Raw genomic sequence first — 13630 nt, 5'->3', positions numbered from 1 at the left:
AATGGCAGGAGGGGCCGACCGGAACGAGCAAGGTCGGTGAGCCGATTATACACGGCCCGATGGACAAATCTAAACGACTAGCGGAAAGCTAGCTGCAAAAACTGAGGCAAGTAATCTCGCCAAACGTACCAATTGTGGGCTCCCTCGGTTTGCACGAATTGATGAGAAATGCCTTTTTCGTTGAGCTTCGCGTCGAACTGAACGTTCTTGTCATACAGAAAGTCGTCACGTCCGCAGGCGATCCAAAACAGCTTGCGCTGCTGGGCATTGTCGCCAAGAATGTCGATTTCGTTATCATCCCACCACGAATCCAAAGGAATCGCGGCGCTGAACGCTCCTACCCAAGCAAACACATGAGGATTGGCCAACCCGGTGCTGATCGAATGTCCGCCGCCCATCGACAACCCGGCTATCGCTCGCCGCTCGGCGGTTTCCGCTACCAAGTAGTTCGACTCGACCATCGGCAGCAAGTCCCCAAGGATGTCTGAGGTCATCTTTTCGAGGTTACGGCTGGCGTAGTCGTCAGACCAATCTTTGGATTCCAAAGGCTCGGGATGACCGTGCGGCATCACGATCACCAGCGGCTCGATCTTGCCTGCCGCGATCAAGTTGTCAGTGATCAAGTGAGCCCGTCCCGTCACCGTCCATGCTGATTCGTCATCGCCGTAACCATGGCACAGCACCAACAACGGATAGGGTTGGTCGCGTTTAGGGTCATAGCCCGGTGGTGTGTAGACGATTGCCTTTCGCTGGTACCCCGCCGCTTTGGATCGGTAGTAATGCGAATGCAACACTCCATGCGGCACGGCCTGTTCTTCGGTCACCAACGGGGTGTCACCGGGAACTTCGAATTGATTGCGAGACGAGATCCATGTCTTTACCCAACGATTTTTTTTGTCGGTGACTTCGGCGCCGTCAACGCGAAAGATGTAATCGTGAATTCCTGGTGGTAGCGGGTCGCTCGTGAATGACCACTTCCCCTCGCCCTGGTTTTCCATCGCGTAGGTCTCGTTCACAAGAACGAGCTCGACGGTCTGGGCATTGCCACCATCGAAATGGAAGGTCGCCGACTTGTCTGCATGAACAGTCGGATTGCCCACATTCGATCGGTATTGAGCGTTGGCCACAATCGGCATCAGAAGGCACATTAAGAACAGTGAAAGTCTCATCGTTAAGCGGACGAAAATCCGCGCCCTCGAGGGTGTTGAAATGGAATCAAGAACTAAACCTTAGAAGTCAATCAGAACCGCCCGGTGGCGATGCTCATCAGCGACGCTTTCTAGGCTTGAGGTTCCGTCATTTTCCACGGGTCAAGCGCTTCGGTCAGCGTGTCCTCGGGAAGAATCTTCTTTTCCAAGCATAACTCGCGGATCGTTTGGCCGGTGCTGAAAGCCTCTTTGGCAAGTTTCGCCGCTTGTTCATAACCGATCAAAGGGTTCAAACTTGTACACATCGACAAGCTTTGCTCCACGGACGCTTCGCATTGCTCGACGTTAGCTTCCATTTCGTCAACGCAAAACTCGACGAACGCATGGGTGCCGCTGCTAAGCAGGTGGATCGACTCGAGCGTTGTGTGGGCCATCACCGGCATCATGATGTTGAGCTGGAAATTACCGCCACTCGCCCCGCACATCGTGATGCATGTGTCGTTGCCCATCACGCGAGCGGTAAGCTGCATCATCGACTCGCACATCACGGGATTCACCTTCCCCGGCATGATCGACGAACCCGGTTGGCGCGACGGCAACTGAACTTCGTAGAACCCGCAACGCGGACCGCTACCGAGCCAACGAATGTTGTTGGCGAAATTGAAGAGAGTCTGCGCGATGCACTTCAGTTCACCGTGGGCGGCGACCAATGCGTCGCGTTGAGCGTTCGCTTCAAAATGGTTCACTGCCTCGACGAAGGCGATACCGGTTTTATCGGCGAGAACCTTGGCCACTCGGCTACCGAATTCCGGGTGAGTGTTGATGCCACTGCCGACCGCCGTTCCGCCGACGGGAAGTTCAAGAACCGCGTCACGGGCCTGTTCGGCTCGCGAGATCGACAATTCGATTTGCCGGGCGAAGCCGCCAAATTCCTGGCCAAGACGCAGCGGCGTGGCGTCCATCAAGTGCGTGCGACCAATCTTGATCACCTTGTCCCACGCGGCGGCTTTGTCAGCTAAGGCTTTGTGCAATCGCTTCAGCGACGGCAGCAACGATTCTTGAATCTGCACTGCTGTTGCAACATGGATCGCAGTTGGGAACGTGTCGTTGGTGCTCTGGCCCATGTTGACGTGATCGTTCGGATGGATCGCCTTCGTGGCCTGCATCCGGTCACCACCAATGATCTCAATCGCGCGATTGGAGATCACCTCGTTGACGTTCATGTTGCTGCTGGTGCCGCTGCCGGTTTGGAAGACGTCCACCGGAAACTGATCCACCAACTTGCCGGCGGCGATCTCTTCACACGCGGCCAACATCGCGTCCACTTGCGCGTCGGTCATCGGATTTTTGCCGGATCCGGTTAATTTGCCGAGATCTCGATTGGCGACACCGCAGGCATACTTAACCCATCCCATCGCCGAGATCATCGCCGGTGGCATGGGCCAGCCACTGATCGGAAAGTTTTCGACGGCACGTTGGGTTTGAGCACCGTAATAAGCGTCGGCGGGCACATGGACTTCGCCCATGGAATCGAGTTCAGTTCGTTGCTTGGACATCGGCAGGTGGCGTTGGGGAGGGGAAGGGGAAGAAAACGACGCCATGATACGATTGAGCAGGCAAAGTGGCATAGGCGTCTCGTGGGAGATGACGAGCAAATTAGCCGATGCCGACGCGGGTCAGCCTCGAAGTTGCCATGAAATCCCGAGCAAACGCGTCATCGAGAAGCCGCGAACCCGAACGTGGTAGCAGACGTATACTGAGGGACTGAGGTCTTATTCTTAGCGAGTTGTCCCTTTCCAGAAATTGTTGAAACGATGAAGAAGTTCCCAGTAATTTTGGCGCTGACCGCCATTGCCAGCGCCGCGACGGGATGGGCTATCAACCACAATCGCTACGGCTATCGCGATACCTACTTCGGCCCCCTCGATACCAACGGCAAGGTCACCTACGCCAATATCGAAGAACACGTGCTGCTCTCTGCCGACAGCAACCAAGGGGTGGGCGAGCTTGAACTCGAAGGTGATTCGAGGTTTGACTTCGGCGTGATGAACCCTGACACACCGGGTGAACACGAATTTGTGATTCGCAACGTCGGCGACGGCCCGTTGAAGTTGCGTCTCGGAGCGACAACCTGCAAGTGCACGCTCAGCAATCTCGATAAAGACCTGCTGCAACCAGGCGAAACGACTCAGATCAAGTTGACTTGGACGGCGAAAGCGGGATCCACCGAATTCAAGCAATCCGCTCAACTTCACACCGACGATCCGAAGATGCCTGTGCTATCGCTAGAGATCGCTGGACAAGTGATCAAGGATTTCCTCGTTGAACCGAAAGTTTGGACGTTTGGTGATATCGCAGCAGGCGAAGGTTTCGAAATTTCCGGCGAAGTCTTTAACTTCACCCAAGACAAAATCGAGCCCACCAAGATGCGGTTCACGAACCAGGAAATGACGGACCTGGCGACGTTCGACGTGCAAGAGATCCCGGCCGATGAATTAGCGGAAAAGCAAGAGGCCGCGACTCAAGGTTTTCGCGTAACCGCCAAGGTGGATAAGGGAATGCGACAAGGTGTGATCTCGCAGAACCTGATGTTCCACTTCAGGAAGGCGGCAACCGCCGACAATGCCTCGGATGAACAAGCAAAGGATGATGCAGCAGAAGACGCTGCCATTAGTGATGACCTTGCCAACGAAGACCTTACCAACGAAGAACCCGGCGCAAGCGAAACGGCAAGCGACCAAACGAGCGGCAACGAATCCGCTGACGACACCGGCAATGAAGAAAGCCAACCCAGCAGCCTTGCGAGCGCTGAAAACGAGTCAGCCAAGAACGATAATGCTGTGATGTTTGTGCCAATCCCCGCGCGAGGCCGAATCGTGGGGGCGATGAGCATGATCGAAAGTAGCAAGCTGACCGGCAAGTCGGGCGGTGGATACCACTACAGCTTTGGAAAAATTCGTCGCGGAGATTCAACAATCGCTAAAACGTTTGTTGTGCTTAAAGGCAAAGACCGTGAGAATACGACTCTACGGGTTGGGGAAACTTTTCCGGATGGCATCCTGAAGGCTACCTTGGGCGAACCGAAAAGTCGGGGTTCGATGGTTCTGTATCCTTTGATACTGGAATTAGTGCCAGGCACCGAGCCAATTGAGCGGCTTGGGAAAAACAAGGATGACTACGGAAAGGTGTGGATTGAGTCCGATAACCCTAAAGTGACGAAAATGGGGATTGTGGTGACTTTCGCATTGGATGCGAAGTAAAACCGCCAAAACGTTGGGCTTTGGCTGACAACGGTTGGATCTTCCCAGATTGAGTCACGGCAGTTTCTAAGAATTTGTGTCGCGAGCTCTCTGAGTCGAGGTTGTCGGTTTTGTTCATGAATGGATTTTTTTCCCACCATCGCAGTTCGCTCCACATGCGCATGACGGCACTTTGTGCGGTCTGCAGTTTCATGTCGTTGGTGGGATGCGCTCCTCCCGCGAGTTTCCCGTCCCAATCCGACGGGCAACTTTCTGATTTTCAAACTGCCCAACTTGATCCTCTTGATCCCCCTAGCGAACGGTCGACGGACGAGTCGCGTCACTACCTCACTTCGATCGCTCCGCCAAGCTTGTCCGAGACCAGCGTGTCCGCACTCAACGGCTTGGAAACATCGCCGACGATCACCTTGCGTTTGGGTGACGCGACCACGCTCGTTCAAACGGCAAGTGGTTCTGAGGACGTACCCTCGGGCGTCGAAATCATTCCCACGCCACCGGGCGAACGTGATCCCGCGATGACGCCCCAAGCGCCGCCATCGAGTCCCAAGCCGGCTACGCCTGTACCAGCTACCCCTGTACCAGCTACCCCTGCACCGGCTACGCCCAAACCAGCAGAAACAAAACCAGCGAGTCCAACGCCAGCGAAATCGACGCCGATGGATTCTGCGAGCGCTGCTAGTCCTAAACCGGGCGCTCCTGCGGCACCTGAGGCCAAGATGGCCGACGCTTCGGAAGCTCAACCCAAGCCGGTCAACGCACCGCCAAAGGCAGGCACCGATTCGATTGGGGGACCAGAGGACTACACAACTTGGACCAAGCCCCTGGTTTCGATGGTCTTCACGGGAAACCAGCATGGCTACATCGAACCGTGCGGTTGCACTGGCCTGGATCGACAAAAGGGCGGCGTTGCGCGTCGATTCACCTTCTTAGATTCACTTCGGCAACGCGGTTGGGATGTGATTCCCATGGACGCGGGAAACCAAGTTCGTCGCGTCGGCAACCAAGCCAAGATCAAGCTGCAACAGAGCGCTCGGGCATTGTCGGAAATGGGATACCAAGCGGTCGGGTTTGGCCCTGATGATATCCGCCAAGGTGCCACCGACTTACTTTCGATCGCCTACGCTGACTCGCCCGAAGAAGCAGTTTTCATTTCAGCCAATGTGCTGGTGCTCGATCCAGAATTCGTTGCTCGAACGAAATTGATTGAGCAGAACGGTTTGAAGATCGGCGTGACCAGCATCACGGACCCAGAGTCACTGTTGGCTCAGACCAACGAAGACATCACCGTGGGTGACATGGCGGCGTCAGCGAAGTCCGCGATTGATGAAATGGAACCTCAATCACCCGATTTCTCCGTGCTGCTTTTCTTCGGCAAAGAAGAGGCCGCCGAGGCACTTGTGCGAGAAGTGACGGGGTTTGATCTGGTCGTCGTGGCCGGCGGATTCGGCGAACCGACTTACCAGGCGAAGCCGATCCAAGACAGCGACACTCGGATCATCGTCACCGGTGACAAGGGAATGTACGCCGGCGTCGTCGGATTGTTCGGCCGCCAAGGTGCCGAGAACGGCAAGCTCGAGATGAAGTACGCTCGCGTGCCACTGACTCACGAATTCAAAGACGCGCCGGCAATGCGAGGGCTGATGAAGGACTACCAAAATCAGCTCCGCGATATCGGATTGGAAGGGCTGGGGTTGTTGCCACCGATCCCACATTCGTCGGGTCGTAAATTTGTCGGCACGCAAACCTGCGCTAAGTGCCACACCTCGGCGTACGAAGTTTGGGAAGGCTCGGCCCACGCTCACGCCACGGAATCGATCGTCAAACCTTCGCAAGATCGAGGCGATGTGGCTCGCCACTTCGATCCTGAATGTCTCAGTTGCCACGTTACCGGCTGGAACCCCCAGGAATATCACCCGTACGAATCAGGCTACTTGTCGCTCGAGAGCACTCCGCATCTAACGGCCAACGGATGCGAAAACTGCCACGGCCCCGGGGCCGAGCATTCCGCAGCGGAAGAAGGATCAGGGGTCAGCGACGAAGTTCGAGCACAATTGCGTTTGGCGATTCAGCTTCCCCTGGAAAAGGCTCGCGAAAAGTGCATGAGCTGTCACGACTTAGACAATAGTCCTGATTTTCACGAGCCAGATGCGTTTGAAGACGTTTATTGGCCCGAGGTAGAACACTACGGTTTGGACTAATTCGTGGTCGGGGGCGGGTCCCCAGCGCCGTGATTCCGCCAAACTTTGACGTTCTGAGCCCAAACTTCTGGCCCGTTCTTGTCGTTTCGCCCTGGCTGGCTTAACCTGCTCGGTTTGAAATTCGCCATCTATAAGTTGGAGCATCGCGGTGTCGGGAACTTGTGTCATTGGTCTGCAGTGGGGCGACGAAGCCAAAGGTAAACTCGTCGATCTGCTGGCCCCGCGGTTTGATCTGGTCGTCCGCTATCAAGGCGGCGCTAACGCCGGTCATACCGTCGTCGCCGGTGACCAGACCTATAAACTGCACCACATCCCCAGCGGCATCCTGCATTCGAAGGTGCAAAACCTGATCACGCCCGGTGTGGTGATCAATCCCACCACCATGCTGGACGAAATTGATGGACTGGCGGGTCGAGGTGTCGATTGCCGTGCGAACTTGCGAATTAGCGAGCGAGCCCATTTGGTGATGCCATGGCACATGGCCGAGGACAAATTCATCAACGCCGCCGCCGTGCGAGGCGAGTCCATTGGCACGACCAATCGTGGCATTGGCCCTTGTTACCGCGACAAGGTGGGACGCACTCACGCGATTCGTATGGCTGATCTAGTCCAAGCGAATCGAGACGAACGAATCGGTACCGTCGCCGAAGCCAAACTGGCACTGCTTCGCGGAATGGGTGCTCCCGAAGAAGACCTCGAAGCGATTGCCCCGGAAAAGATCATCGCTTTGGCGGCATCCTGGGCTGATCGTCTGCACGATATGATCGGTGACACCACGGATTTCTTGCTGGACGCTTGCGAAGCGGACAAAGCGATTTTGTTCGAAGGCGCTCAAGGGGCCTTGCTCGATATCGACCACGGCACCTTCCCGTTTGTCACCAGCAGCAATAGCAGCGGAGTTGGTGTTTGTGCGGGTGCGGGCGTACCGCCTCGTTGGATCAACCATGTCTTGGGAGTCTGCAAGGCTTACTCGACTCGCGTCGGTGGTGGCCCATTCCCTACTGAACAAGACAACGCCGTAGGCGAACAAATTCGCAAGCTCGGCAATGAATTCGGCACGACGACCGGTCGTCCGCGTCGCTGCGGTTGGTTTGACGCGGTTGCTGTTCGCTACACGTCACGACTCAGTGGCGTTACTCGACTTGCTTTGATGATGATGGATGTCCTGGCTCATCTCGACGAGATCAAAGTCTGCGTCGCCTACGAACTCGATGGTGAGCGTATCACGCGAGTCCCATCGCATGCTGATGAACTGCGTCGCTGCGTTCCGATCTACGAAACCATCCCTGGATGGAAAGAACCCGTGGACCACGTTCGCAAGATGGAAGAGTTCCCGGCCGGAGCGATGGCTTACGTTCGCCGCATCGAAGAACTGGTTGGCGTTCCCGTCGGTGTACTCAGCGTAGGTCCTGATCGAGCGCAAACGATCTTCACCGACCAAGCGTTACCGCTGCAACCCGAACCTGTTGCCTAGTCATGTCGGATGCTGATGTGACCCTCGCCGGTGATCCGCCCGCTCACGTCGCCATCATCATGGATGGCAACGGACGCTGGGCGCAGGCCCGCGGCTTGCCTCGCATCGAAGGCCATCGCCGCGGCGTTGGTACAGTCCGCATGATTAGCGAAACCGCGACCGAGCTTGGCATCGACGCGGTGACGTTGTATTGCCTGTCGAGCGAAAACTGGAAACGTCCGCAGGCCGAGCTCGATTTCTTGATGCACTTGCTCGAGCAGTACTTGATCGAGGAACGCCGGACCATCATGGACCAGGGGTTGCGATTGAGAGTCATCGGACGCCGAGATCGACTTCCCCAAGCAGTGATCGAGCAGATGAACCGGACGCTCGAAATGTCGGCGGATAACCCAGGCACACAACTCGTCCTTGCGATCGACTACGGTGGACGCGACGAAATTACCCGCGCAGCCCGCTCGCTCGCTACCGCGGTAGCCGCAGGAAAACTGAACGTTGACGACATTGATGAAGCTCGATTTGGGCAACACCTTTACACCGAGGGGCTGCCCGAAATTGACTTGATGATTCGCACCGGCGGCGACATGCGTGTGAGCAATTTCCTGCTCTGGCAAATCTCCTATGCCGAACTTTGGGTCACGGAAACCTGTTGGCCTGAATTTGATCGAAACCTCTTCATCACGGCGTTGAACGAGTTTGCGACACGCCAGCGACGCTTCGGTGGCCTCAACGTGAATGAATGAACGCGAGCGAGGACTCATCAGGTCGCTAACCAACGGCACGGTCGGGGCGAACTAGGTGCGTCACGCTGGATCGTCGCCAGCAACGCTGCCATTCGTTACGGCGATATTCGCAGCAGTGATATTCGTTGCAGTGACATTCGTTGCAGTGACATTCGCAGCGGGACATTCACGGCGATGATTCATTGCATCGAGTTCACGAGCCGCCCATCTCTCGTGCCTTACGCTCTCGCTTTTGCTTGTCCTTGAATCGCTTCTTCCGCTTGGCATCCTTTTCCTTTGCCAACTCTTCACGCTCGGCGACCTCTCGAGCGGTTTGAGCTTTTTCAAACTCCATCATCTTCGGCGTCTCGAGTGTCAACTTCCCGAGACCTCCCGAGCGAAGTTCAGTGACGAGTATTCGTGACGCGCGGTCAATGTCGATGGTGTTGTTACGTCCCAGGCAACCGCGTTTGCGACCAATGGCCTCAATCGTTTGCAGTTCTGATGTGGGCAATTCATCCAAGTCATATCGCTGCATCAGCCGATCGGGATACTCACTTAACAGATACTTGGCCGCGAAGAAGCCCACGTCCGCGTAATCCATCGCCGTCTCTTTGATCGAACCAAGCAACGCAAGTCGATAGCCACTCTTGTGGTTGTGCACGTTCGGCCACATCACGCCGGGCGTATCGAGCAGCGTTACGCCATCGCCTAGGTTGACTCGCTGTTGTTGCTTCGTCACCGCCGGCGTATTGCCCGTCTTGGCCACCTTTTTGCCAGCCAGATAATTGATGATCGTGGATTTTCCGACGTTGGGAATGCCGACGATCATGGTATTGATTGCCGTTCGCCCTTCGCGATAGGGGACCATCTTTGCCGCGACATGCTTTAACCGCATGATCGTGGGTACGTCTTCGGTCGTAACGGCACGGGCGGTGACATTCGCGGTCTCTTCAAAATAGTTCAGCCACGTCTGCGTCATCGATTCGTCAGCCAAGTCACTCTTGCAAAGCACCTTCAAACAAGGTTTGTCACCTCGCAGCTCAGCCAGCATCGGATTTTCACTCGAATACGGTATCCTGGCATCGAGCACTTCAATCACCACATCAATCTTCGGAAGCGCAGACTGGATTTCCAGCTTCGCCTTGTGCATGTGACCGGGGAACCATTGAATGGTCATGACAATATCGTGGGGATGAGTGAGGAAACGGACTACCACTAGTGTCGCTGCTTCGCTTGCAATCGAACAGCCTCCCACTGGGGGCGATCTTCACAAGAGTGAAGGCGGTGTCAACGATAGGCACTGACCACACGAAAATGTCAGCGAATCGATGGAAATTGCTTGCTAGATGGAACATGAAATCGGCTATGAACATTGATGACCTGATCGCCCAAATGACGCTGACGGAAAAAATTGGCCAGCTCAATCTGGTCAATCCCGGCGGCCAAACTCTCACCGGGTCGGTCGCCAACAGCGACGTGCATCGGAAATTAGTCGACGGACAAGTTGGAATGATGTTCGGCACGGCATCCCTTGAATCGCGATGCGAAATCCAATCCATCAGTGTCAATCAGACCCGACTTGGGATTCCGATGCTGTTCGCTTGCGATGTTATCCATGGCTATCGCACCGCGTTGCCGTTGCCCATCGCGTTATCGTGCACGTGGAATCTAGCCATGATCGAAAGAGCGGCCCACCTTAGCGCCACTGAGGCCCGCGCCGACGGGATCGACCTAACCTTTGGGCCAATGGCCGACCTGACACGAGACCCGCGATGGGGGCGAGTCGCCGAAGGCAACGGTGAATCGGCAACGCTTTCATCTTGGATCACAGCAGCCGTGATTCGAGGTTATCAGGGCGACGGTGAAACCAGTCAACCGTCCGACATCGATCGGATGCTTGCTTGCGTTAAACACTTCGCCGGTTACGGGGCCGTCGATGGCGGACGTGAGTATGCGTCAGTGAACCTTGGTCCCATCGAACTGCATGAATCTCACTTGCCACCCTTCGAAGCCGCCACCTGCGCCAAAGTGGCGGCCGTGATGCCAGGCTTCCATGCCTTGGACCGCATCCCGGTAACGGCCCACCGTGATTTGTTGATTGGCGTTCTGCGAGAACGTTGGAATTTTGAAGGGGCTGTTATTAGCGATTACACCGCGATCAATGAACTCGAACATCATGGGTTGGGTGACTTGTCGAGCGCCGCAGTCGCCGCGATAAACGCAGGTGTCGATGTTGACATGGTGGGTGAATCTTACATCACGACTTTAGAACAATCCGTTGCATCGGGGCGCGTAGATGTGGCGAGGATCGATGCGGCTTGCCGAAGCGTATTGAAGCTCAAACGCGACGCTGGACTCTTTGATGACCCGTTTCGCGCACTGGATCCTGAACGAGCGAAGCAAGTCCTCGGGTGCGATGCGCATCGCAATGAAGCGCGTCAGATGGCCGCAGCGTCTTGCGTGCTGCTTAAGAACAAATCGGAAACGTTACCCATCGGCAAGGAATGCCGCCGCATCGCATTGATCGGTCCGCTAGCTGATGATCGTTCCAATTTGCCAGGAACGTGGTCGGTATCAGCCATCGCTGAAGAATGTGTTAGCTTGGCCGATGGACTTCGAAGCACCGTCTGCGATCAAACCAAAGTGGTCGTCGCAAGAGGATGTAACTTGGTCGATGATCCAGTCCAAGCCGAACGATTAAACGTTTTCGGAACCACTGTGACTCTCGATTCACGTGACGCTCAAGCGATGATCGACGAGGCCGTTGCCGTTGCTCGGGATTCCGACGTGGTAGTCTTAGCGCTGGGCGAAGCCAAAGAGCACGCTGGCGAATGTTCCAGTCGCACGGATCTGCAACTGCCACCGCCTCAACGATTATTGATTGATGCCGTCGCTGATCTGGGTGTTCCCATCGTGCTGTTGGTATTCGCCGGTCGTCCACTAGTGCTGACGGGTATTGCCGATCGGGTCAACGCCATGTTGTACGCGTGGTATGGCGGCAGCATGGCCGGCCCGGGCATTGCCGATGTGCTGACGGGATCGCACGTTCCCGAGGGGAAATTGACGATGTCGCTGCCACGATCCGTTGGTCAAATTCCTGTGCACCACGATGCACTTCCGACGGGCCGCCCCCTGCCGCCCGATTGTGAGTTCATGAAGTTTAAATCCTGCTATCTCGATGAGCAAAACGATCCGCTGTATCCGTTTGGTTTTGGCCTTTCGTATACCACCTTCGCGTATCGGTCGCTTTCAGCTCGAACGGACAGTGGCCGCGTTATCGTATCCGTTGAAGTAAAGAATGAAGGGCAAAGGCGCGGAGTGGAAATTGTTCAGTGCTATCAATTGCCAGGCGTCTGCAGTGTTTCGCAACCCTTGCTTAGTTTGAAGAGTTTCGAGCGAGTTCAATTAGAGCCAGGGGAAACTCGATTGGTGGAATTCGTTATCGATAAGCAGACCGCTAGCTCCCTGGAAGGAACAAGCTTGACGAATGTCAGTCGGGGGTTCATTCCCGGATTGTTTCGTTTCGCAGTGGGTCCAAACTCGCAAGACTTGCAACACGTGCAGATTGATTGGCGATAAACTGAAGGAACAGTTCGCAAGCAACTCCGATACGCTGGGTCCTAAAGTGTCGTTCGTCGAGAAAGTCAAACGCATTTGCGTTCGCACCACTCGAGGCAACTCTCTTCGCCGCCGTGCGATGTGACGAAGCTGCTTGTGGATCATTGCAAGATGGGATTAGAGCCCGATCTGTCCGCTGCATCGCTCGCATCGCGTGGTGACAGCTCGAGCGCCCACCCCTTTCTCTCCCCGAGGTCCGTTTATGTTTCGCAACACTCCCATCGACCGACGTAGTTTCCTGACCCAAACGTCCGCCGCTACAATCGCGTTGACCGCAGGAGCGTCGGCGTTTGCGGATGCACCGAGCCCTAGTTCCGAGACCCTGGTCGGACGACTATTCACTTCGCTTTCGGAAAAACAAAAGCAGCACGTTTGTTTTGATTGGGACCACGTCGATAAAGAACGTGGTTTGCTTCGAAGCTATGTTTCCGCCAACTGGAACGTTACGAAGCCGTCCATCGTCGACGACTTTTACAACGAAGATCAACGGGAACTGATCAAAGAGGTCTTCGAATCAATCATTCATCCAGATTGGCACGCCCGTTATTACCAACAACTCGAAGACGATGCTGGCGGATTTGGCAACGAACAGGCAATCGCTATTTTTGGAAAGCCGGACGACGGAAAATTCGAATTGGTTCTGACAGGTCGTCACATGACATTGCGGTGCGACGGCAATTCCGCCGATCACGTCGCCTTTGGCGGTCCCATTTTTTATGGTCACGCACCGGACTTTGACGAAGCTCCGCACCACCCTGGAAATGTTTTCTGGGAGCAGGCAGTTGCCGCGAATGACTTGTACAAGATCCTTGACGGACGGCAACAGAAAGAAGCGTTACTCGCCAATACGCCACCGGAAACGTCGGTTCACTTTCGAGGCAATGGCACGATCCCCGGTTTGCCAGTCACGGAAATGTCCTCTGATCAAAAAGCTCACCTGCAAAAAGTGCTTGGCTTACTGGTTCAAATGTATCGTAGCGACGATCAATCCGAGGCACTCAAGTGCATCGAAACCCAAGGTGGTTTGGACGCCTGCTCGCTGGCATTTTTCAGCGATGAAGACCTGGGTGACGATAAGGTGTGGGACAACTGGCGACTCGAAGGCCCTTCGTTCGTATGGCACTACCGTGGCGCACCTCACGTTCATGTTTGGGTTAACCTGGCCGACAGCGCTAACGTGAAGACCAACGTTTGAATCTCCGGTTCACAG

Annotated in this window: 10 protein-coding genes; 6 read left to right on the top strand and 4 right to left on the bottom strand. The window is 55.5% G+C overall.

The window, feature by feature from the left end; genetic code table 11:
• Nucleotides 1-77 precede the first annotated feature (77 nt).
• The gene (locus tag Pla22_RS13360) at nt 78-1169 is read right to left on the bottom strand and encodes an alpha/beta hydrolase-fold protein (RefSeq protein ID WP_146515054.1); all 1092 of its coding nucleotides are present in this window, start codon (nt 1167-1169) and stop codon (nt 78-80) included.
• A 110-nt stretch (nt 1170-1279) separates the two neighbouring features.
• On the bottom strand, nt 1280-2704 hold the full coding sequence (locus Pla22_RS13355) for a class II fumarate hydratase (RefSeq protein ID WP_146515053.1): 1425 nt from the start codon (nt 2702-2704) through the stop codon (nt 1280-1282).
• Between the two features lie 258 nt (nt 2705-2962).
• On the opposite strand from Pla22_RS13355, the gene Pla22_RS13350 reads away from it, so the two are divergent.
• The 4 genes from Pla22_RS13350 to uppS all read left to right on the top strand — a co-directional run bounded on the left by Pla22_RS13350 (nt 2963) and on the right by uppS (nt 8820).
• The gene (locus Pla22_RS13350; RefSeq protein WP_146515052.1) at nt 2963-4408 is read left to right on the top strand and encodes a DUF1573 domain-containing protein; all 1446 of its coding nucleotides are present in this window, start codon (nt 2963-2965) and stop codon (nt 4406-4408) included.
• Between the two features lie 161 nt (nt 4409-4569).
• A complete protein-coding gene (locus Pla22_RS13345; protein ID WP_165440640.1) occupies nt 4570-6606 on the top strand; it encodes a multiheme c-type cytochrome in 2037 nt (678 codons plus the stop codon).
• A gap of 148 nt (nt 6607-6754) precedes the next feature.
• Nucleotides 6755-8080, top strand: coding sequence for an adenylosuccinate synthase (locus Pla22_RS13340; protein WP_207310352.1), 1326 nt, complete (start codon nt 6755-6757; stop codon nt 8078-8080).
• A gap of 2 nt (nt 8081-8082) precedes the next feature.
• The gene (gene uppS / locus Pla22_RS13335; RefSeq protein WP_146515050.1) at nt 8083-8820 is read left to right on the top strand and encodes a polyprenyl diphosphate synthase; all 738 of its coding nucleotides are present in this window, start codon (nt 8083-8085) and stop codon (nt 8818-8820) included.
• A 60-nt stretch (nt 8821-8880) separates the two neighbouring features.
• On the opposite strand, the gene Pla22_RS25850 is transcribed toward uppS, so the two are convergent.
• Nucleotides 8881-9003, bottom strand: coding sequence for a hypothetical protein (locus tag Pla22_RS25850; protein WP_261343139.1), 123 nt, complete (start codon nt 9001-9003; stop codon nt 8881-8883).
• A 10-nt stretch (nt 9004-9013) separates the two neighbouring features.
• Nucleotides 9014-9979 carry a ribosome biogenesis GTPase YlqF gene (gene ylqF, locus Pla22_RS13325; RefSeq protein ID WP_146515048.1) on the bottom strand — a complete coding sequence of 322 codons (966 nt, stop codon included), beginning with the start codon at nt 9977-9979 and terminating at the stop codon, nt 9014-9016.
• 188 nt (nt 9980-10167) lie between these two features.
• On the opposite strand from ylqF, the gene bglX reads away from it, so the two are divergent.
• Nucleotides 10168-12381, top strand: a complete 2214-nt coding sequence (gene bglX, locus Pla22_RS13320) for a beta-glucosidase BglX (protein ID WP_165440639.1) — start codon at nt 10168-10170, stop codon at nt 12379-12381.
• Nucleotides 12382-12622: 241 nt separating this feature from the next.
• Nucleotides 12623-13615, top strand: a complete 993-nt coding sequence (locus Pla22_RS13315) for a DUF3500 domain-containing protein (protein ID WP_146515046.1) — start codon at nt 12623-12625, stop codon at nt 13613-13615.
• Nucleotides 13616-13630: the final 15 nt, after the last annotated feature.

It is taken from the genome of Rubripirellula amarantea (assembly GCF_007859865.1).
In the GTDB taxonomy this organism is placed as follows: domain Bacteria; phylum Planctomycetota; class Planctomycetia; order Pirellulales; family Pirellulaceae; genus Rubripirellula; species Rubripirellula amarantea.
The sequence above is the reverse complement of the archived record's forward strand: the minus strand, read 5'-3'. Positions and strand labels throughout refer to the sequence as shown.